The following is a 19,576-nucleotide window of genomic DNA, read 5'->3' as shown; positions in this document are numbered from 1 at the left end:
CCCGCTACTGCGGCAACTGCAGATTATCCATCACTCGATTCACCGCCAGTTCACCCAGCATGATCAGTTGCGCGATACCCAGCAGCGTCCTGCGCTGTGACGCGGGTATGAGGTGGGCGAAGTCTTGGGCGATGGTTCTGGCTGAGGCGAGTGTTTCGCTGGCATCGGCCAGCAGTTCCTCGTTTTTGAAGTCTGCGGTAACGGCGTACATCCTGCGGGTCTTACGCGGCGGTGGGGTCGAGCCGGGTGGACAGAGATAGTGATCAAGCGCACGTTCGGCGGCGTCGTTGAGCTTTTTTGAATCGAGGGATTCGTAGGGGGAGGCGAGGTCGGTTTCGGGTGGGTTTGGTGTTGGTTTGATCATCGGTAAAGCTCCTTGAGATATGGAGCCGTCATCCATCGCTGCTAAACGGATAGGGTGGCGGCTGTACGCGGGTTAGCAGACCAGGCTCAAGGATCCCGGCGCACCGAAGTGCCCCACGCATAGCCGCCATAACGTACTGGCGAAACTCGCGTGCCTTGAAAATTGCCGAGCTGCTAAACCCGATCGCTGATTCGTCAGCGACCGACCCACAATAGAACCCGCCCCCAAAGCGCACAAGCCGGCGGATTCTGGCGTAGCTGTAGGCAATGGCGCAAGGATGTGTAGCCTCGAAGGCGTGTCTGGAGGTGTCTTTTAAACACCGGAGTTTAAATGGCAACTACATCCAGCCATCGCTCAACCACATCACCGCCGTGTGGGCCAGTTGCTGCACATCGGCACCTTTGGTTTATGGCGATCAGTCCTTCGCTAGCGGTAGGCATGAAAAAGGGGCCGTTCAAGGCCCCTTCGGTGTTACTGCTCCGCCGCGTCGGCGACGGCGTTATCGGGTTTCTTCGGCTTCATCAGGCTGAAGTCGATCAGCGCGCGCTGCTCGGTCTGGTACGGGTCGCCGATCAGCAATGGCCGCGCCTTGAAGCTGTCGCTGACCAGACTCTTGCTGCGGTCGAGTTCATCGAAGCTCAAACCGGCCAGGTCGGCCCATGTATGGATGAGGTGCGAGCTGCTGTACGGGCGATCCAGATCACCGGCAAAGTTCCAGTCGTGGCTGGCTTTCCACTTTGGCGAAGCCCAGGCCATGAACGGGATGGTGTACATCGGCGCGGTCGGTTTGTTTTCGTTGCGGCCCAAGGTCTTGTGGCCCACCGAGTCGAACACGTCTTCACCGTGGTCGGAGAGGTACAACAGGAAACCGTTCGGATCGGATTTGGCGTAATCCTTGATCAGACTCGAAACGACAAAGTCGTTGTACAGCACGGCGTTGTCGTAGCTGTTGTAGGTCGGTACCTGGTCGTCACGCACACCCGGTGGCACGCCGTTGCGATCCTGAAACTTGTCGAACGTTGGCGGATAGCGGTACTGGTAGCTCATGTGTGTGCCGAGCAAATGCACGACGATCAGCTTGCGCGGTGCCGCGTCAGCCAGCGCCTTGTTGAACGGCTCGATCACGTCGCCATCGTATTGCGCGGCGTTCTGGTTGCGGTTGTTGTTCAGGTACACCTGCTCGTCGGCCTGCTCGGAGAAGGTCGTGAGCATGGTGTTGCGCTTGGTCATGGTCTGCTGGTTGGTGATCCAGAAGGTCTTGTAACCGGCCTGTTTCATCATGCTGACCAGCGACGGCGTCGACAGGTACAGATCCGGATGCTCTTCGTCAGCGAAGGTCAGCACCTGCTGCAACGCTTCGATGGTGTACGGGCGCGGGGTGACGACGTTGTCGAACACCGCCAGTTGATCCTTGAGCTTGTCCAGTTCCGGCGTGGTGTTGCGCTGATAGCCGTAGAGGCTCATGCGCTGACGGTTGGTCGATTCACCGATGACCAGTACCAGAGTCTTCGGCTGATCGGCCGAGGCGTCCTGAAGGTTTTTCAGTGGCGGGATCTTGCTCACGTTGTGCAGCATGCCCTGCATGTCGGCGAGGGTTTCCTGATAACGGTGATAAGCGACAACCATTTGCCAAGGCACTGCAGGCTCGATGCGGGTTTCGAATTTTTCGAAGCCTTGGGCGAAGGTGCCCATGCGCAGGGTCTGTTTGACCAGCGGGTAACCGACTACAGCGATCACGATCGCGGTTGCCGCCACCAGCGCACGACCTCGGGGCATGTACACCGGGCGCAGGCGTGTCCACAGGAAATAGGCGAACGCGGTATGGGCGAGGAACGCCGGCACCATCCACCAGGCAAAGTACTGGGTCATGTACTCGCCAGCTTCAGAGATGTTCGACTCGAACATGATGAAGATGACGCTCTGGGAGAATTCCTGCTCATAGATGAAGAAGTAGCCCAGGCTGGCCATCGAGCAGGCCCACAGCACCACGCCAATGATCGCGGCGAGCAGTTTGGTGCGTTTGGGGAACAGCAACATCGGCGCCAGCCAGATCGCGCTCATGACGAACGCCTGACGGAACCCGGTAAAGCCCGAGGTGCCAGTCAGCTGAATCAGCAGTTGGGTGATACCCGAGAAGTACCAGAAGAATACAAACAGCCAGAGAAAACCGGCCCAGTCGAAACCTGTCGCAGTCGTTTTGCTGCGTTTGAACAATGCCATTCGGCGCTCCAGCTCACTCGTTACAACCACCGCCGGAACATCCATGAAGCCGACGAACGGAAGCCGTACGCGCAGGTACGGCCAGAATGGGGCGGAGTATTACGAAGAGAATGTGAAAAGTTTGTGAGTTGCTGCCTTTGATTTATAGAGAAGCGGGCAGCGATGCATCATGTCGGGAACAGCGGCGGCCGTTCCCGAATCAGGCGGGGGATCAAGCGTGGGGATGACGCTGAACGACCGGCAAAGGTTGCGGTTGCACACCTTGGGTCAACAGGCGCAGCTGCGCCAGCTCCTGCTTCAACTGGTCGCGTTCGTCTTTCAACTGACGCAATTCATCGCGACGGATTGTCACGTACAGGGTTTGTGGCGGCATTGCTGTGTGTACTGTGCCCATTGCTCACCTCGCAAATGGCGTGCATCAACTGTAGGTCGTCCCCATTTGGGGTACTGATCTACTATCGGCGCCGATTTTGATTTCTTTTGCCCGTGAATGGAACTTTTTTATTTTTCATGGTCGGTGTGTCTTCGCCACGTTTCGGGGCGTTATCAGTCTGATTCGGGCACAATGCCCGGAAACTTCATCGCAACGCTCTGGACTAACCTCCATCAGTCGCGTTGGGCTATAACCAATGACACACATTTATTTGTAGTAAGGAGCATCAGCACATGCAACTCGGGATTATTGGACTGGGCCGCATGGGCGGCAATATTGCGCGACGTCTGATGCTCAACGGTCACACCACCGTTGTTTACGACCGCAATACCGCTTTCATCGATAACCTGGTCGCCGAGGGCTCCACCGGCGTCGCCGACTTGCCGGCACTGGTTGCCGGCCTGGCCAAACCGCGTGCGGTCTGGGTCATGCTGCCGGCCGGCGCGCCAACCGAAGACACCATCAACACCCTGAGCACTTTGCTCGAAGCCGGCGATACCATCATCGACGGTGGCAACACCAACTATAAGGATGACATTCGCCGGGCCAAGACCCTGGCCGAGAAGGGCCTGCACTACATCGACGTCGGTACTTCCGGCGGCGTCTGGGGTCTGGAGCGCGGCTATTGCATGATGATCGGCGGCGACGCTGAAACCGTGCAGCGCCTCGACCCGTTGTTCGCCGCACTGGCGCCGGGCATGGGTGACATCCCGCGCACCAAGGATCGCAAGTCCGACGACCACCGCGCCGAACATGGCTACATTCACGCCGGTCCCGCCGGTGCCGGGCACTTTGTGAAGATGATTCACAACGGTATCGAGTACGGCATGATGGCCGCGTTCGCCGAGGGCTTCGACATCCTCAAGACCAAATCCAGCGAGCGCCTGCCGGAAGATCAGCGTTTTGATCTGAACGTGGCTGACATCGCCGAGGTCTGGCGTCGTGGCAGCGTGGTGTCCTCGTGGTTGCTCGACCTGACCGCTGATGCACTGGCCAGCGATCCGAAACTCGACGGCTTCTCCGGCTCTGTTGCCGACAGCGGCGAAGGTCAATGGACCATCGAAGCGGCCATGGAACAAGCGGTGCCGGTACCGGTGCTGTCGAACTCGCTGTTCTCGCGCTACCGCTCGCGCGGCCAGGGCACCTTTGGCGACAAGATTCTTTCGGCCCAGCGCTTCGGCTTCGGCGGCCACGTGGAGACACCGAAGAAATGACCCATACGATCCGCAGAAAATCCAAGGCAGAACCCGCACCACCGACCACGCTGTTTCTGTTCGGTGCCCACGGCGACCTGGTCAAGCGCTTGCTGATGCCGGCGCTGTACAACCTCAGTCGCGACGGCCTGCTTGACGAAAATCTGCGGATCGTTGGCGTTGACCACAACGCCATTACCGATGAGGCCTTCGCGCAGAAGCTCGAAGACTTCATCCGTACCGAAGTGGCGGCAAAAGTCGGCAAGGGCGATCAGATGCTGGATCCGGCCTTGTGGGCCAAGCTCGCCAAAGGTATCAGCTACGTCCAGGGCGACTTCCTGGACGACAGCACTTATTCCGCGCTGGCGGCGAAAATCGCCGACAGTGGCACCGGCAATGCGGTGTTCTACCTGGCCACCGCGCCGCGTTTCTTCAGTGAAGTAGTGCGCCGACTGGGCGCCGCGAAACTGCTCGAAGAAACCCCCGAAGCGTTCAGAAGAGTGGTAATCGAGAAGCCCTTCGGTTCCGATCTGCAAACTGCCGAAGCGTTGAACGCCTGTTTGCTCAAGGTGATGTCCGAGAAGCAGATCTATCGGATCGACCATTATCTGGGCAAGGAAACCGTGCAGAACATTCTGGTCAGCCGGTTCTCCAACAGCCTCTTCGAAGCGTTCTGGAACAATCACTACATCGACCACGTGCAGATCACTGCCGCTGAAACCGTCGGTGTCGAAACCCGTGGCAGCTTTTACGAGCACACCGGCGCCCTGCGTGACATGGTGCCCAATCACCTGTTCCAGTTGCTCGCCATGGTGGCGATGGAGCCGCCGGCGGCATTCGGCGCCGACGCGGTTCGCGGTGAGAAGGCCAAAGTGGTTGGCGCGATTCGTCCCTGGACAACTGAAGAGGCACGGGCCAACTCGGTTCGCGGCCAGTACAGCGCTGGCGAAGTCGACGGCAAAGCGCTGAACGGCTATCGCCAGGAGGCCAACGTTTCGCCTGACAGCAACACTGAAACCTACGTTGCACTCAAGGTGATGATCGACAATTGGCGCTGGGTCGGCGTGCCGTTCTACCTGCGCACCGGCAAACGCATGAGCGTGCGCGACACCGAGATCGTCATCTGCTTCAAACCGGCGCCGTACGCGCAATTCCGTGACACCGAAGTCGACGAATTACAGCCGACCTACCTGCGTATTCAGATCCAGCCGAACGAAGGCATGTGGTTCGACCTGCTGGCTAAACGGCCGGGGCCGGCGTTGAACATGGCCAACATCGAACTGGGTTTTGCCTACAAGGACTTTTTCGAGATGCAGCCGTCGACCGGTTACGAAACGCTGATCTACGACTGCCTGACCGGCGATCAGACGCTGTTCCAGCGTGCTGACAACATCGAGAATGGCTGGCGTGCGGTGCAACCGTTCCTTGATGCCTGGCAGCAGGATGCAAGTGTGCAGACCTACGCCGCCGGTGAAGACGGCCCGCAGGCTGCCGAAGATCTGCTGACTCGCGATGGTCGCGTCTGGCATGGCCTGGGATGAGTGAATTGCCGAAACAACCTGTCCGTTTTCTGCTCAGCGACATGGACGGCACACTGTTGCTGCCCGATCACAGTTTGAGTCAGCGCACCATTGACGCGGTGCGTTCGCTGCGTGAGGCCGGCGTGCTGTTCAGTCTCGCGACGGGTAGACCACCGAAGGCCATGTTGCAGCAGATCGAAGCCTTGGGCGTTGATTTGCCGACGGCGGCGTTTAACGGTGGAACCATCGTCAATCCGGATGGCAGTTTGCTGGTTGCGCATTACCTGTCGGCCACAACTGCGCTGATTGCCCTGGCCACGTTCGCCGATCAGCCTGATGTCGAAATCTGGGTGTTCAGCGGTGGTGACTGGCTGCTCAAGGATCCGCATGGGCCGATGGTGCCGCGCGAACAGCATGGCCTCGGTTATCCGCCGGTGGTGGTGGAGAGTTTCGAGCCCTATCTGGAGCGTATCGACAAGATTGTCGCGACCAGTAACAACACTGAACTGTTGATTGAACTGGAGGCGCGCCTGTTGCCCAAAGTCAATGGCGTGGCACAAGTGTCACGCTCGCAACCGGTGTATCTCGATGTCACGGCGCTGGAGGCCAACAAAGGCACCGCACTGGCGACCCTGGCCGCGCATCTCGGGATTCCACTGGAACAGACAGCGGCCATCGGTGATGGCGGCAACGACCCGGCGATGTTTCATTGCGCGGGATTGTCGATTGCCATGGGGCAGGCGGAGGAGGCGGTAAAGCGTCAGGCTGACGTGGTCACCGCGCCGAACACCGAAGACGGCGTCGCCCAGGCCATCGAGAAATACATCCTCCCTCACTGAAAGCACGCAAAACCAAATGTAGGAGTGAGCCTGCTCGCGATAGCAATGCATCAGTCACCATTTCCTGGGCTGGCACACCGCTATCGCGAGCAGGCTCACTCCTACAGTTTTTACGCGGTGTTGATCAGAGCCAGTAGCTCACCGCGTACCAGCCCAACAGGCCCATGACGAACGTGTACGGCAACGCCATCCACACCATCCGCCCGTACGACAAACGCACCAGCGGCGCAATCGCCGAGGTCAGCAGAAACAGGAATGCAGCCTGACCATTTGGCGTCGCCACGCTCGGCAGATTGGTACCGGTATTGATCGCGATCGCCAATGTCTCGAAATGCTCGCGGCTCATGTGCCCGGCGAGGAACGCCTGTTTCACTTCGGTGATGTAGATCGTCGCGACAAATACGTTGTCACTGATCGCCGACAACAGGCCGTTGGCGATAAACAACATGCCCGGTTGTTGTTCGACCGGCAGCGCCAGCACCCACTGAATCAGCGGCGCAAACAACTGTTGATCGTGAATGACTGCGACCACCGCAAAAAACACCACCAGCAACGCCGTGAATGGCATGGCGTCCTTGAATGCGCTGCCCAGACGATGCTCGTCGGTGATACCGGTAAACGCGGTGATCAACACAATCACCATCAAGCCGATCAGGCCGACCTCCGCGATGTGAAACGCCAGACAACCGATCAGGATCAGTGCGGCTGCACCTTGCACCAGCAGCGCGGCGCGTTGGCGAGCTGTGCGTTCGGCATTGTCTTCGGCGGCGTAGTTGGCCAGCACCGTGCGAACGTTGTCTGGCAGCAGTGTGCCGTAACCGAACCAGCGCAGTTTCTCCAGCAGCACGCAGGTGACCAGACCCGCCGCCAGCACTGGCAGCGAAACCGGTGCGACCTTCTGGAAGAACTCACCGAAGTGCCAACCCATTTCGTGGCCGATCAGCAGGTTCTGCGGTTCGCCCACCAGCGTGCAGACGCCGCCCAATGCCGTACCGACCGCACCGTGCATCAGCAGGCTGCGCAAGAAGGCGCGGAATTGTTCCAGATCGTCGTGATGCAGTTTTGGCAGGTTCTGGTCGTCAGCGAACTCACTGTCCTGGCGCGGATCATTGCCGGAGGCGACGCGGTGATAGACGGAATAGAAACCGACCGCTGCACTGATGATTACCGCAGTCACCGTCAGAGCATCGAGAAACGCCGAGAGAAACGCCGAAAGAAAGCAGAACATCAAGGCCAGTGCCGCTTTTGACCGCACGCCCAACAGCAGCCGCGAGAACAGAAACAGCAATAGATCCTTCATGAAATAGATGCCGGCCACCATAAACATCAGCAGCAGGATCACCGGGAAGTTGTGCACCAGCTCATCGTAAAGCGCCTGCGGCGTGGTCATCTTCAGCAGCAACGCTTCGATCAACAGCAAGCCACCGGGCATCAGCGGATAGCACTTGAGCGCCATCGCCAGGGTGAAGATGAATTCAATCACCAGCAACCAGCCGGCCGCTACCGGGCCAACCGTGAACAGCACCAGCGCATTAAGGATAAGAAAACCGACGATGGTCGCCTTGTACCAGCGTGGCGAGTGTCCGAGAAAGTTTTGCGCGAACGCCTGGGCCATAGAACCGGACATCGGTTGCTCCTTGTCTTTTAGAAGCGCGCAAGTTGCCGGATGTGGCGGGCAAGTTCAAGGTGTTACCGGATTTGACCGATGTCTTTTTTGCAAGCCTGGCATGTTTCACCCTGGAATGACAAAGGCCCACCGAGTCACGACTCGACGGGCCCTTGTCTGTCGCAGGAAAGCGTTTATCGCAATTTCGACGAAATCACCTTGATTGCCCACGGCGCCGAGAGCCGCCCTAGGTCGGATCGGAGTCTGAAGGTGTGAACCAAGTTTTCTTTCAGGTCTTCGATTTTTGCGGAGTAAACACCTTGTTCATTTGCAGCGAAGGGCACCAAGTCACGGTGATAGTCGACAATCCAGCCTGTTTCACCGGGGTTTGCCGTACCCACCAATGTCACTGATCGATCGGTTGTGGTTTCTTGATTGCCGATCAATTGGAAACTTTCATTGCCCAAGACAAATTGGATGCTGATCGGTGCAGGTTGCTTTATCAGGACCCGCCATGACGAGGAATGCTGCCCATTGGTTTCCCGAGCGATGAAGTTTTGGGTGCCTGTCTTGAGATCCTTGATGTTGGCGCTCCAATGCCCGTCTGTTCCGACATTCAGGAGGCTTAGCACTGTGCCGTTATTCACCAACTCCACTACTTTGCAAGGCGCGGCCTTGCCAATAAAATTCAGTTCATTTTGAAATGTAGTCTCACCGTTTCCGACGGGCGTACCGGCAGCATCGTAAACCGAGTCGATTGAGACCTTTTCGCTGACATCCACTTCAACAGTCCACGTCGCTGACACTTGACCATCGGAGGTTGTCACGCTGTATGCGTGAATACCCCGTGCCTGATCAAGCAGCAGGGCGCTGAAATGACCACGTTCGTCAACAGTCACGAGGTGGTGTGCGGGAATCCCATTGTCCAGCATCACTGCTAACTGATTCGGCTCCGCCGAACCGACAAAAGACAGATTGCCGTTCGTGGTAGTGCCGCCAGGTGGGATGGAGATATCGTCACCATTGGTGATTGAGAGAATCCTCGGCGCTTCAAGCTCGGCGCTTACTGAGGACAGTTCAACCGATGTGCGATGTTTGGACGGTGTCACTAGATCGTTCATATCAAAATTCCTTTTTCGGGTAGAGCACGCAATGTTCTGCGCGCCCTGCTATCTGATGCCCGATCAAGGTTGACGTCTACTGTCAGAAATTACAGGTACAAGGCCATTCCCGACGAACGGTTAATACGGCTCGCCTATGAATTTAGATACCGCGCCACCATCGCCCGATAGTTGCCATCCAGCGAATAACCGCCGACAAGGATCGCGTCATCCGCTTGCACAGCCAGCGAATTGGCTGTGTCCAGGCTGCGCCCCAAGCGCGTGCGCAGCCAGCCTTTGCCGTCGCCAAAACTGTGATCCAGGCCGCCATCACTCGAGTAACGGGCGACGATAAAGTCCGCTTCGATTCCACCAATGGTTGCGCCGACCGCGATGATGCGGCCGTCCGCCATGCGTTGGGCGGCGCTCCATTGGCAGCCGCTGGGGCCGATCTCCAATAATTGTGGCTGGCCGCCATGGTTGTGCAGGTTAGGGCGACCGTTTGTGTGCGGGCTGAATGCCAGGCAGCGAATCGGGTCGCGACTGCTGCCGAAACAGTGCAGTGCCTCTGAGGTTTCGATCACCTGACTGACCTGAGCACTTTTACCGTGCGCCTTGAAGGCCATGAAGCCGTCCACGGCGAAACGCTCGTCGAGGCGGCCGTCGGGCAGGTAGCGCGCCAACAGACCTTCCTGCGGAAAATCGATGGAACCTGCCACCACAATCCGCCCGTCCCTTTGCAGTAGCAGGCTGCTGAGCCAGGTATTGAGCAGCAAGTGGCGAACCATCACGAAGCCACGGCCATTAAAGGTTTCATCCAGGCGGCCGTCGGGTTTGAGGCGAATCAGCATGCCGGCATGGTCGGCGAGTTCGAAGTGGTGATTGGCGATGAGCAGGATATGGCCATCGTCCTGAACGACGAAATCGCTGGCTTCGGCCCCCGGCACACCTGGCGGCAACCAGCTGTCACGGCTGCCCATGGACAAATCGCCCGGCAGGCGCACCACCTGGCGACCGTTGTCACCGAAGCGCACATCCGGTTTGCCCTGGGCATCGAACATGGCGAGGGCGGGCAGGGTGCGATAAGCGTTTTCATAATGCAGCCCGGCCAGCAGGATGCGCCCGTCGGGTAGCGTCTGAACTTTGCCGGCCGTGGCTTCAAAACCCGGGGCAAAGGTGTCGATCACGCTGCCGTTATCACCGAAGGTCAGATCGGCCGAGCCATCGGCCAGCATCCGCGCCAGGCCGAATCGGCTGCCGGTAGCGACGCCGACCTTTGCTGCGACCAGAACGCGCCCCTGCGCATCGAGGGCAATGTCCTCGGTCAGGCTGGAGACGCTGCCAGTGAAATACACTTGAGCGACGCCGGTGGCGGCAAATGTTCTGTCGAGTTGACCGGCTCGGCTCAATAAAGACGTCGATACCGCCGGCAGCGCAAAAGTGTTCAGAGTGGACATGCACGCATCTCCTTGCGAGTTGACCTGGACCGGAAACCGGATGGGTAACTGCATGAGCGGAACATTCAATCCCTGAACCGGGAGAAGTACAACTGTAAGAACTAACAGGTGGAGGGTCGCACTGTGCCAGAACAGTGTCTTTTTGAACCAATAGCAAGCCGCCCAAGCAGTTAAGCCTGAACACGTTGCAAATAGTTGTACAAAAGTACGGAGGGTTAAAAAGACTGCAACTAAGGGAAGAGGGCGGATGACCTGAACGTCATCCGCATTACCCGGTTGTTAGTGTGGCATCGACCAGGATTGCAGCAAGTGACCTTCTTTGCTGAGTTCAGCGCGCGCCTGCTGCAGCAGTTGCTCGAGTTGCGCCGGATCAGAGTAGGCGCTGCTTGGGATCTGTTTGCGACCGATACTGTTATTGGTCCGGTCAATCACGGTCAGGCTCAGTTCGCCATTGCCGTCTTGTGGCGCCCAGGCCACGCACTGGAAAGGTTTGAACGCGTGGTTGGCAATCAGAAGAGCTTCGTTGATACGGAGCGGGGCGGTCATGGATTTTTCTCTCTGTCGTGCCCAATCAAGTGATGTGCCGTCGGTTGGGCTTACCGTTCGGCTGGTACTTGTACTGATGCACCGAACCCGCAGGCGGGTCACACATGAAACAAAGAAATTTCAACTTTCTTTCATGGCGTTGCTTTACAGACAGGTTTTTGAAAGCTCACTGAAAGGTTAAGGCAGAAATTAGTAGATAGCTGACTAACAACTTCTGTTCTTATAACGTGTTTGCTTGTACACCTATAAGCAATCGATACAAGGCCCTGTCAAAATCTTGCTAATGTTACAGTCGGGTCTGCCAAATGACTGTTTTTACAATCATTTCTAATAATTTGGCGCCAAGGAACAGTCATGAGCGAAGCGCCAGCGTTACGACGTTTATTGGTGGTCGATCCCTGCGACGATTGCCACCGCTTATTGCCCGGATTACGCGCCGTAGGTTGGGATGTTGATAGCTGCACTCTGGAAAATGCCGCCGATCGAAGTTGTGATGTCGGCTTGTTGCGATTGCAGCCGTTTCACCTCGAACGACCTGAAGCCGTCAAGGAACTGATCAGTCGCAGCGGCACCGAATGGATCGCCGTGCTCAATCAGGAAGTCCTGCGTTTACAAAACGTCGGTGACTTCGTCTGTGAATGGTTTTTCGATTTTCACACCTTGCCGTTCGACGTGTCGCGGGTGCAGGTTACCCTCGGCCGGGCATTCGGCATGGCGCGTTTGCGCGGGCAGGGCACGATTCATGTGGATCAGCCCGAGCACGAATTGCTTGGCGACAGCAAACCGATCCGCGAACTGCGCAAATTGCTCAGCAAACTGGCGCCGACCGAATCGCCGGTATTGATCCGCGGTGAAAGCGGCACGGGTAAAGAACTGGTTGCACGCACGCTGCATCGGCAATCCCAGCGTCACAACAAACCGTTTGTGGCAATCAATTGCGGGGCAATTCCCGAGCACCTGATTCAGTCCGAGCTGTTCGGCCACGAGAAAGGTGCGTTTACCGGCGCCCATCAGCGCAAGATCGGGCGCATTGAGGCGGCCAATGGCGGCACATTGTTTTTGGATGAGATCGGTGATCTGCCGCTGGAACTGCAAGCCAATCTGTTGCGCTTCCTGCAGGAACGGCACATCGAACGTGTCGGAGGCAGTCAGCCGATCCCAGTGGATGTGCGCGTTCTGGCAGCGACCCACGTCGACCTAGAGGCGGCCATCGAGAAAAAGCGATTTCGTGAAGATCTGTATTACCGGCTCAACGTGTTGCAAGTGGTCACCGCGCCGCTGCGTGAACGTCACGGTGATCTGTCGATGCTGGCCAACCATTTTTCGCACTTCTACAGCCATGAAACCGGCCGACGCCCACGCAGTTTCAGCGAAGACGCGCTGATTGCCATGGGCAAGCATGACTGGCCGGGCAATGTCCGTGAATTGGCCAACCGTGTGCGGCGTGGGCTGGTATTGGCCGAAGGCCGGCAGATCGAGGCCCGTGATCTGGGGTTGATCAGCCAGCATTCGATCGCTACGCCCATGGGCACGCTGGAAGACTACAAGACTCGCGCCGAGCGCCAGGCGCTGTGCGATGTGTTGAATCGGCACAGCGATAACCTCAGCGTTGCCGCAAAAGTCCTCGGCGTATCACGGCCGACGTTCTATCGCCTGCTGCATAAACACCAGATTCGTTAGATACCTGAAGATCAAAAGATCGCAGCCTTCCTTCGCATAATCCCTGTAGGAGCTGGCGAAGGCTGCGATCTTTTACTTTTGCTTAGAAGTAGTACGGGAATTTCAGGCTGAAGGAAAAGTCCGGGGCATCATCCGTCATGCCGATGGACAAGTTGGGTACGATGGTCAGGTTGTCGGTGGCCGCAATGGTCATGCCGACGTTGAAGTAGCCGGCGTTGGCGTCGCTGGACACCACCGATTCCCAATCCCCGCCATCCTGTTTCAGCTTGCTCTTGCGTTGCACCAGATCAGACACCGAGAACGACATACTCATCTTCTCGTTCAGCGCAAACGCTATACCGGCGCCGATCTGGAAGCTGTCGCCGATCTTTACCTTGCCCGGGTTTTTCTGGTTGACCGTCGAACTGATGTCGTCAAACGACTCCTCCAGGTTGTGGGTGTAGGACAAGCTGCCGAACAGCACCGCCGGGTCGAACGTCTTGACCAGCGAGATGCCCGGCGTGATCGACCAGGCGCCGTTGCCGGTGGGCAGGGTGTCAGGTACAAACAGATTGGAGTTGGCATTGGTCTGGCGCAGTTTGATCCCGAACGGATCCTTGCCGGTTGGCGCCTTGACCCGCAAGGTGACGACCGCGTCCGGTGTATTGACCGACTCGTCGAGGAATTTGTAAGCGATGCCGAAGTTGACGTCGCCAATGGTTGGATCCTTGGTGACGGTTTCTTCTGTGGTGACACCCGCCGCGCCCTCATTGCCGCCGCCCGACTGATAAGTCGATTCGCGATACACCACGGGCACGTTCAAGTCGAACTGCCAGCGGTTATCGAAGTTGTAGCGGCCCGTCAGGTCGAGGGTCCATGTGTCAGCCTTGATCCGGTCGAGGTTGATGTTGCCGAGAAAGATCGAATCGAGTGCGAGGAAGCCATTGAGAATCAGCTGACGGGTGTCATAGCGCGAGTAGGTGATGCCGGTTTCGACGCTGAACTTGCCGCCGCCGAAGAAGCCGCTGGCCTCGTCGTACAGGTTGGAAACGCTCTGCGCCGGTTGCGAATCGTCCGCCAGCGACTGCCCGTAAGAAGCGCCACTGCCCCCGGCGGCGCCTCCTGATGCTGCTGCCGCACCGGTGCCGGTGGCGACGCGATTGCCTTTCATGTCCGATGGCGATTTGGCCAGCCGTTTTGGCGGTGGGGCGGCGGGTTGCTCTTCAACCTGGCGGACTCGTTGTTCAAGTACCGCAAGGGCTTTTTGTTGTACTTCGTATCGTTGTTTCAGCTCCAGAAGTTCCTGTTTCAGGGCCTCTACATCTGCGTCCGGTGCTGCTTGAAGCATCGCCGCAGGGAGAAGAGTGCTCAAACACACTGCGGCACGCAGTGATACTGATCGATACATGAATAAGCCGTCCCTTTAAGCCCAATGATCGAGACTCAGCGTAGTTCAATATCCAATACTGCGTAGGGCCCCGAGTTGAGTCAGGTTGCAATCCAGTGCGCCGGCACTTCTGCCGTTATTATTGAGTACGACGTTAAGTTGAGTCAGGTTGTTGACCACATTGGCACTCCCGAGCAGACGGGTGTTTTGCAAGAGACCGCTCGAAGCGACCTGTTGCAGCGCCGTGCCTTGATTGCCGCTGGCTTGTATCGCCATTTGCACGCCACCCGTACCGGTTGCCGACACTGCGACATTGCCGGCGGCATTACTGCCGGAAATAGTCTGGCCGGCCATCAGGGCCTGGCCCTGTACGGGGGCGAGTGCTGGCGCCTGATTGGCTTCCTTGACGTTAATGGCGACGTTGTTGTTCGCCGTGTTGCCGTCACCCGCCGCGCGTACGCTCTGCGTCACGCCCGACGATGAGTTAAGGCCGGCACCACCGATAATCGATCCCGTGCCCAGTTCCGGCGTATTGCCGTTGCCCATCTCCTTGATGGTCGACACGTAAAATTCCGGTTTGATGGTGGTTTGTTGCACCTGCATGGATGCAGACGCCCCGATCAGATCGCCACTGGCGTTGCGCCAGGTACTGCTCATGACAATGCCGAAGCTGATAATCCGCCCCGGCATCACATACCGACCACGCAGCTCGGCGAGCTCCTGGTCCTTGATTTCTATGGGTTTGAATCCTGCATTGGCGTAGCCCGATGCGCTCGCTGCCAGGCAGGCGGCGGCCAGCCAGTATGAGGTTTTCATCTGCTGCTCCCGGGACATCCAGTCCCATTTTCTATAATCGGCGATTAAAAGAAGTCGCTCTGAATGAACCCGAAATCCATCAATTCAGCATCTTTGACAGGGTTGAAACCGTCGAGCTTGTTCTTGGCTGTCAAGGGCACCGGAGGGCTGCGCAAGGCGTTGACCTTGTCATATCCGGGACCGACGATGGCAAAGACAATGCCGTTCCAACCTTTGACAAAGTCGTCATGTTTGTAACGCTTATGGCCGAGAACCGGGTCTCCGATGTAAACCCAATCCTTGTCCGAACGCTGCAACACAACGAAATGCTTGTAGCCGCGAATTTCCATCAGTACCACCACCGGGATCGTTACCGCTTCGAGCTTTTCCGGTGGAATCTTGTAACCCCTGGCGCGCATGCCGATGCTTTCTATGTAGCGCTTCATGTCCAGCATGGAGAACCCTTGCGTACGAACAAGGTCCTGGTCAGCGTTGACCAGCATGCCTTTGATGATGTGCTCCTCATCGACGTCGAGCCAATAGGCCTGGCGTAATACCGTGGCCAGTGCAGCAGCGCCGCAGCTGAAATCGGTTTTTTGTTCGACGATGTCGGCAAACTTGCGCTCGCGGATGCTCTGCACGTTTTTGTAGACGAGCGTGCCACCCGGCAGGGCAGCCACGGGCATCTGACCGGCCTGAGTCAGGCCACAGACGAAAAGCAGAGTGAGGAGGGCAGTCTTACGCATGATCGATACGCCTTTGCGGACTGAGGAAAAGCCCCGTTGCCGGGGCTTTCGTTTCGATCGCGATTACAGGCAGGCTCTGCAGCCAGCAGCGATGGACAGCGAGTTGCTTTGTTGGTTGCCCACACCCGCCGAGACGTTGGCTCCGCCGTTGCCGGAGAAGTTGTTCATCGAGTTGGTCATGTTGGCATTGTTGACCACAGGGGCTTTCCAGCCATCTTTGGTCATCACCTGTTGGGTGGTTACGCCAGCCAGGCCAAAAGTACCGACGGCTTCGAACTTGGCTTTCTGGTCATCGTTGCCACCGTGGCCGCCGCCACGATTGCCATAACCGCCGTGGTCATCATCTTCGATGGTTGCAGTGCCTTTGGCTTTAAACACGCCAGCGGCCGCGTAGGTGCCAGTGAGGGTATCGGTTTTGTAGGTCTGCACGCCTTTGTTGTCGACAACCAGGCCAGTGGAAGACTGGTTGGCGGCAGCAGCGGCAGTGGCTACACGGCCACCGGATACGGCGATTGCGAGGTTGTTTTTCTGTTGGTTGAAGTTGCCTGCAGACACGTTGATGCCGATGTTGCCGGAACCATTGTTGCCTGCATTGTTGAGCGTAGCGTTATTGAAGGTGGACGAGTTTTTCACATAGTTGTTGTTGTTGACTTGAGTTGCACTCGAGGCAGCAACAGCGTTGCCGAAGATGAAGCTTTCATCGGCAGTAGCCAGCGCGGCGGCGTTGTCCTGCTGGTTGCCGTCGCCGGCTGCAACGTTGGCGCCCATGTTGCCGTTAGAGCCATTGAGCGAGTCGCTGGCATTGGCGTTGTTCAGAGTGCCCTGGTTTTTCACCACGTTGCCGTCGCTGTTTTGCGCGTCGAGTACAGCGGCGCCGGCGCCTGCGGTGATCTGCAGCAGTTGTTCAAGATTTGGACCTTGTGGCTGGCCGTGACCGTTGCCGTGTCCATTGCCATGCCCGTTACCATGACCGTTGTTGTCATCACGACCGCCTGCCTGTGCTGCGATTGCCATCACTGCTGCAAGTGCGAAAACCAGTGGTTTGAGAGCCATTGTAGGTTTCATGGTGTTTCTCCATCGTGCTTATTAGTTGGTTAAGTGTTGGTACTTTCTAATTGCACTGCTTTTTGTTGTTTGGGTCAGTCAGCGACCCGGATGCTCAGGGTGTTAGCCATTCGGTTCCCCACCCCGGCACTCTGGTTCACCTGGATTACCCCGCGGCTGCCGGTGAAGGCCTGATCACTTGTCGTGACCTGGCGACTGCCGGATGAGGTGCCAGTTGCTCCTGAGCTCGGTAAAAGCGCCACGTTCTGTTGTGAAAGGGCGCTGTCGTCAACGCTCTGCGGGGCAGCACTGATGCTGACGCGCGTGACGTTGGCCATCTGGTTGTTGGCCCCGGCACCCTGGTTCACACCAAGGATGCCGTTGCCATTGCTGAAAGAGGTGCCGCCGATGGTTGCGCTGGCGTCCATCGAGCGAGAGGCAGGCGTATCGATTTTCTGCATGACGCTGGTGCTGGCATGGGATCCGGTGCCGATCGCCACAGCCTTGACGTTGGCCTGTTGCATTTGATCGCCAGCCGCCTGGTTGACGTTGAAGTTGCCGCGGTACTGAACCCCGGAATCCTGAATGTTGGCGTTGTTCACTGAAGCGGGATCGGCAGCCATGACAGTGGTGCAACCGAGCAAGGCGAGCAGAAGGAGTGAACGATTCATTTCATTGGCCTCCGGCCATGCGGGTCAATGGCGCGAGGCCGGAACTCATGGCGCGGTTGATCGTGCCGGAAATCGCGCCACCGGAACCGCCACCGTGGCCAGCACTCATGCCGGGCATGCCGTTGGGATTGGTGAGGGTATTGAGGCCTGGCATGTTGGCGCCGGCCTGGACATTGTTGGTGGTGCGGAACGCGCTGCCGCTGGCGACGCCGGCGAAGTCGCCATCGCTCAATTCGGTGCTGTTCATAGTGGAATTGATGCGTGCGGACGGGTTGGCATTGACGGTGGTCGGGTAGGGGTCTTTGCCACCGTTGCGACCGATCGGGATAGGCTGAACATCGCGATCGAGAACAATCACGCCGTTACCTTCTGCCTGCACGTTGAAGCTGATCAACGTACTGGCTGCTGATCCGATCAGCAGAAGGCAGGTCAAACCTTTTTGGATATTCCCCACGGCTGCAATTCCTTCTTCAGTGGGCTGGCCCTAGTCAGCGTTGTGAAGGAGAGAGCGAAAGCTGTGCCGCTTTTTAAAAGCGTTGTAATTTCAAAGGGTTGGAAAATAAATGCGCACGTCTGATACACAGGCTGTTTCAGGCTTGATACACGCACTGGTGCGCCGACCTGTCCATTGGCTGAACAAAGCTCTGGAACAAGGGTTTGCCGCGGTGTGTATCAGCCGCGTAACAACTCGGATGACAAAGCAGTGAACAGTGCTGAAACGGGCACTTTGCAACTCACGGAGTGTTTCAGGAACGGACACTTTGTCCCCAAAACAGGGGGGAGTCGTGGGGAAGTTGACCCGTTGACCGGGTCACTGCCTCAGCAATTGCTCGACGGCGGCAAATGCCTGAGTGTGGCGTTCGGCCCAATTGCCCTGAATGATCTGAAAACGCTGGTGATGGATTTCCAGCCAGTTTCGCGTGGAACGGTAAAACGCCATTCGCTCGTGCAGATCCGGTTGGCAGCGCTGACCGTCATCAGTCCAGTCGACCTGTTCCGGGGACAAAAGAAGGTGCAGATCGTAATGCCGTGTCAGCAACTCGGATTCCAGCCAGTCCGGGCAGTCACCGAACAGCGTCTGGCTCCAAAGGATATTGCTCAACAAGTGAGTGTCGAGAATCAGCAACGAAGGCTGCTGCGCTCGCGCCTGGTCCTCCCATTGCATTTGGCCCTGAGCGATTTCCGGGATGTCAGCCAGACAGGTATCACGGGGATTGAGCTCGATAAAGCGGCGCACGTACTCATCCACCCGCACGCCGCCAAAGCGTTGTTGCAGGCCCGCCGCCAGCCAGCTCTTGCCGGTGGATTCGGGCCCGGTCAGGACCACGACCTTCATGTGCGCAACGCCGGGTCGGCGCGCCATTCGCGAAAGCCTTGAATCGCCAGCAAGGTGAACAGCCCGTACAGCGCAGCGGTCAGGTACAGCCCCTTATAGATGAACAGGCCGACAAAAATCACATCGAGCACGAACCACAGCGCCCAGCATTGCAGGCGTTTCTGCGCCATCCACAGTTGTGCCACCAGGCTGAAACCGGTGAGTGCTGCATCCAGCCACGGTTGCGCGGCGTCGGTCCAATGGGCCATGGCCGCGCCGAGCAACAGGCTGCCGATCGCGCCAACGCCTAAGCCGACCAGGATCGAACGTTGATCAAGGCGCGTGACCTCACGACCGTCATGCATCGTCCCGGCGCGTGTCCATTGCCACCAGCCATAGACTTGCAGCGCGGCGTAGATCACTTGCAGCAACATGTCCGAGTACAGCTTCACTTCAAAGAAGATCCAGCTGTAGAGCAAGACCATGACCAGCCCGATCGGCCAGCACCACGGATTCTGTTTGACCGTCAGCCACACGGCGATCACGCCAAGGGCGGCGGCAAACAGTTCAAGCCCGGACATGGCGGTTCCTTGGGGGAAATTGAGGAGGGGGCGGATTGTACTGCATTGGGCCAAACCCCTCACCCTAACCCTCCCGGAACGTCGGACCGCCCGTAGGGAG

Annotated in this window: 19 protein-coding genes; 4 read left to right on the top strand and 15 right to left on the bottom strand. The window is 57.8% G+C overall.

All coding sequences use genetic code 11. The annotated features are described in order from the left end of the window. Nucleotides 1–4: 4 nt before the first annotated feature. The 3 genes from PMI23_RS11785 to PMI23_RS11775 all read right to left on the bottom strand — a co-directional run bounded on the left by PMI23_RS11785 (nt 5) and on the right by PMI23_RS11775 (nt 2,978). Nucleotides 5–364, bottom strand: coding sequence for a DUF6124 family protein (locus tag PMI23_RS11785; protein ID WP_007914845.1), 360 nt, complete (start codon nt 362–364; stop codon nt 5–7). Nucleotides 365–835: 471 nt separating this feature from the next. Then, nucleotides 836–2,584, bottom strand: a complete 1,749-nt coding sequence (locus PMI23_RS11780; RefSeq protein WP_007914842.1) for a phosphoethanolamine transferase CptA — start codon at nt 2,582–2,584, stop codon at nt 836–838. 211 nt (nt 2,585–2,795) lie between these two features. Further along, nucleotides 2,796–2,978 (bottom strand): DUF6026 family protein, encoded by a 183-nt coding sequence (locus PMI23_RS11775; RefSeq protein ID WP_007914840.1) that lies wholly within the window; start codon nt 2,976–2,978, stop codon nt 2,796–2,798. Between the two features lie 272 nt (nt 2,979–3,250). Between PMI23_RS11775 and gnd the strand changes: the two genes are divergently transcribed. From gnd to PMI23_RS11760, 3 genes are read left to right on the top strand one after another with little or no spacing between them, the layout of a single operon-like run. Beyond that, nucleotides 3,251–4,231 carry a phosphogluconate dehydrogenase (NAD(+)-dependent, decarboxylating) gene (gnd, locus tag PMI23_RS11770; protein ID WP_007914838.1) on the top strand — a complete coding sequence of 327 codons (981 nt, stop codon included), beginning with the start codon at nt 3,251–3,253 and terminating at the stop codon, nt 4,229–4,231. Next, a complete protein-coding gene (gene zwf / locus PMI23_RS11765; protein WP_007914830.1) occupies nt 4,228–5,751 on the top strand; it encodes a glucose-6-phosphate dehydrogenase in 1,524 nt (507 codons plus the stop codon). Before gnd ends, zwf begins: the two co-directional genes overlap by 4 nt. Continuing rightward, a complete protein-coding gene (locus tag PMI23_RS11760) occupies nt 5,748–6,569 on the top strand; it encodes a Cof-type HAD-IIB family hydrolase (RefSeq protein ID WP_007914828.1) in 822 nt (273 codons plus the stop codon). Before zwf ends, PMI23_RS11760 begins: the two co-directional genes overlap by 4 nt. A 124-nt stretch (nt 6,570–6,693) precedes the next feature. Here the strand turns inward: PMI23_RS11760 and nhaB are convergent, their stop codons facing one another. From nhaB to PMI23_RS11740, 4 genes are all read right to left on the bottom strand, one after another. Next, nucleotides 6,694–8,196, bottom strand: coding sequence for a sodium/proton antiporter NhaB (nhaB, locus tag PMI23_RS11755; RefSeq protein WP_007914825.1), 1,503 nt, complete (start codon nt 8,194–8,196; stop codon nt 6,694–6,696). A 173-nt stretch (nt 8,197–8,369) separates the two neighbouring features. Continuing rightward, complete coding sequence (locus PMI23_RS11750) at nt 8,370–9,296, bottom strand: hypothetical protein (protein WP_007914823.1); 927 nt, start codon at nt 9,294–9,296, stop codon at nt 8,370–8,372. A 134-nt stretch (nt 9,297–9,430) separates the two neighbouring features. Further along, nucleotides 9,431–10,732: a hypothetical protein gene (locus PMI23_RS11745; protein WP_007914822.1), complete on the bottom strand. Its 1,302-nt coding sequence runs from the start codon at nt 10,730–10,732 to the stop codon at nt 9,431–9,433. A gap of 279 nt (nt 10,733–11,011) precedes the next feature. Continuing rightward, nucleotides 11,012–11,278 (bottom strand): hypothetical protein, encoded by a 267-nt coding sequence (locus tag PMI23_RS11740; RefSeq protein ID WP_007914821.1) that lies wholly within the window; start codon nt 11,276–11,278, stop codon nt 11,012–11,014. Between the two features lie 354 nt (nt 11,279–11,632). Here PMI23_RS11740 and PMI23_RS11735 point away from each other — a divergent pair, with 354 nt between their 5' ends. Continuing rightward, the gene (locus PMI23_RS11735; protein WP_007914820.1) at nt 11,633–12,958 is read left to right on the top strand and encodes a sigma-54 dependent transcriptional regulator; all 1,326 of its coding nucleotides are present in this window, start codon (nt 11,633–11,635) and stop codon (nt 12,956–12,958) included. A gap of 82 nt (nt 12,959–13,040) precedes the next feature. On the opposite strand, the gene PMI23_RS11730 is transcribed toward PMI23_RS11735, so the two are convergent. From PMI23_RS11730 to pnuC, 8 genes are all read right to left on the bottom strand, one after another. Continuing rightward, nucleotides 13,041–14,345: a transporter gene (locus PMI23_RS11730; protein WP_007914819.1), complete on the bottom strand. Its 1,305-nt coding sequence runs from the start codon at nt 14,343–14,345 to the stop codon at nt 13,041–13,043. 45 nt (nt 14,346–14,390) lie between these two features. Next, nucleotides 14,391–15,140, bottom strand: a complete 750-nt coding sequence (locus PMI23_RS11725) for a hypothetical protein (protein ID WP_007914817.1) — start codon at nt 15,138–15,140, stop codon at nt 14,391–14,393. Between the two features lie 44 nt (nt 15,141–15,184). After that, nucleotides 15,185–15,865 (bottom strand): C39 family peptidase, encoded by a 681-nt coding sequence (locus PMI23_RS11720; RefSeq protein WP_007914815.1) that lies wholly within the window; start codon nt 15,863–15,865, stop codon nt 15,185–15,187. A gap of 63 nt (nt 15,866–15,928) precedes the next feature. Continuing rightward, on the bottom strand, nt 15,929–16,930 hold the full coding sequence (locus PMI23_RS11715; RefSeq protein ID WP_007914813.1) for a hypothetical protein: 1,002 nt from the start codon (nt 16,928–16,930) through the stop codon (nt 15,929–15,931). A gap of 74 nt (nt 16,931–17,004) precedes the next feature. Further along, nucleotides 17,005–17,580, bottom strand: a complete 576-nt coding sequence (locus PMI23_RS11710; protein ID WP_007914811.1) for a hypothetical protein — start codon at nt 17,578–17,580, stop codon at nt 17,005–17,007. Nucleotide 17,581: 1 nt separating this feature from the next. Continuing rightward, nucleotides 17,582–18,034, bottom strand: a complete 453-nt coding sequence (locus tag PMI23_RS11705) for a hypothetical protein (protein ID WP_007914809.1) — start codon at nt 18,032–18,034, stop codon at nt 17,582–17,584. Nucleotides 18,035–18,391: 357 nt separating this feature from the next. After that, nucleotides 18,392–18,916 carry an AAA family ATPase gene (locus PMI23_RS11700; RefSeq protein WP_007914807.1) on the bottom strand — a complete coding sequence of 175 codons (525 nt, stop codon included), beginning with the start codon at nt 18,914–18,916 and terminating at the stop codon, nt 18,392–18,394. Then, complete coding sequence (gene pnuC / locus PMI23_RS11695) at nt 18,913–19,476, bottom strand: nicotinamide riboside transporter PnuC (protein WP_007914804.1); 564 nt, start codon at nt 19,474–19,476, stop codon at nt 18,913–18,915. Before pnuC ends, PMI23_RS11700 begins: the two co-directional genes overlap by 4 nt. Nucleotides 19,477–19,576: the final 100 nt, after the last annotated feature.

Source organism: Pseudomonas sp. GM24 (assembly GCF_000282235.1).
Taxonomy (GTDB): Bacteria; Pseudomonadota; Gammaproteobacteria; order Pseudomonadales; family Pseudomonadaceae; genus Aquipseudomonas.
This window is presented reverse-complemented; position numbering and strand designations above follow the sequence as displayed.

Excerpts from the sequence above, each read along its gene's own strand:
- gnd (WP_007914838.1), top strand. The coding sequence starts at position 3,251 with ATGCAACTCGGGATTATTGGACTGGGCCGCATGGGCGGCAATATTGCG.
- PMI23_RS11730 (WP_007914819.1), bottom strand. The coding sequence starts at position 14,345 with ATGTATCGATCAGTATCACTGCGTGCCGCAGTGTGTTTGAGCACTCTT.
- PMI23_RS11750 (WP_007914823.1), bottom strand. The coding sequence starts at position 9,296 with ATGAACGATCTAGTGACACCGTCCAAACATCGCACATCGGTTGAACTG.
- PMI23_RS11720 (WP_007914815.1), bottom strand. The coding sequence starts at position 15,865 with ATGCGTAAGACTGCCCTCCTCACTCTGCTTTTCGTCTGTGGCCTGACT.
- PMI23_RS11710 (WP_007914811.1), bottom strand. The coding sequence starts at position 17,580 with ATGAATCGTTCACTCCTTCTGCTCGCCTTGCTCGGTTGCACCACTGTC.
- PMI23_RS11725 (WP_007914817.1), bottom strand. The coding sequence starts at position 15,140 with ATGAAAACCTCATACTGGCTGGCCGCCGCCTGCCTGGCAGCGAGCGCA.
- PMI23_RS11740 (WP_007914821.1), bottom strand. The coding sequence starts at position 11,278 with ATGACCGCCCCGCTCCGTATCAACGAAGCTCTTCTGATTGCCAACCAC.
- PMI23_RS11775 (WP_007914840.1), bottom strand. The coding sequence starts at position 2,978 with ATGGGCACAGTACACACAGCAATGCCGCCACAAACCCTGTACGTGACA.
- zwf (WP_007914830.1), top strand. The coding sequence starts at position 4,228 with ATGACCCATACGATCCGCAGAAAATCCAAGGCAGAACCCGCACCACCG.
- PMI23_RS11760 (WP_007914828.1), top strand. The coding sequence starts at position 5,748 with ATGAGTGAATTGCCGAAACAACCTGTCCGTTTTCTGCTCAGCGACATG.
- PMI23_RS11745 (WP_007914822.1), bottom strand. The coding sequence starts at position 10,732 with ATGTCCACTCTGAACACTTTTGCGCTGCCGGCGGTATCGACGTCTTTA.
- PMI23_RS11785 (WP_007914845.1), bottom strand. The coding sequence starts at position 364 with ATGATCAAACCAACACCAAACCCACCCGAAACCGACCTCGCCTCCCCC.
- nhaB (WP_007914825.1), bottom strand. The coding sequence starts at position 8,196 with ATGTCCGGTTCTATGGCCCAGGCGTTCGCGCAAAACTTTCTCGGACAC.
- PMI23_RS11715 (WP_007914813.1), bottom strand. The coding sequence starts at position 16,930 with ATGAAACCTACAATGGCTCTCAAACCACTGGTTTTCGCACTTGCAGCA.
- PMI23_RS11735 (WP_007914820.1), top strand. The coding sequence starts at position 11,633 with ATGAGCGAAGCGCCAGCGTTACGACGTTTATTGGTGGTCGATCCCTGC.
- pnuC (WP_007914804.1), bottom strand. The coding sequence starts at position 19,476 with ATGTCCGGGCTTGAACTGTTTGCCGCCGCCCTTGGCGTGATCGCCGTG.
- PMI23_RS11700 (WP_007914807.1), bottom strand. The coding sequence starts at position 18,916 with ATGAAGGTCGTGGTCCTGACCGGGCCCGAATCCACCGGCAAGAGCTGG.
- PMI23_RS11780 (WP_007914842.1), bottom strand. The coding sequence starts at position 2,584 with ATGGCATTGTTCAAACGCAGCAAAACGACTGCGACAGGTTTCGACTGG.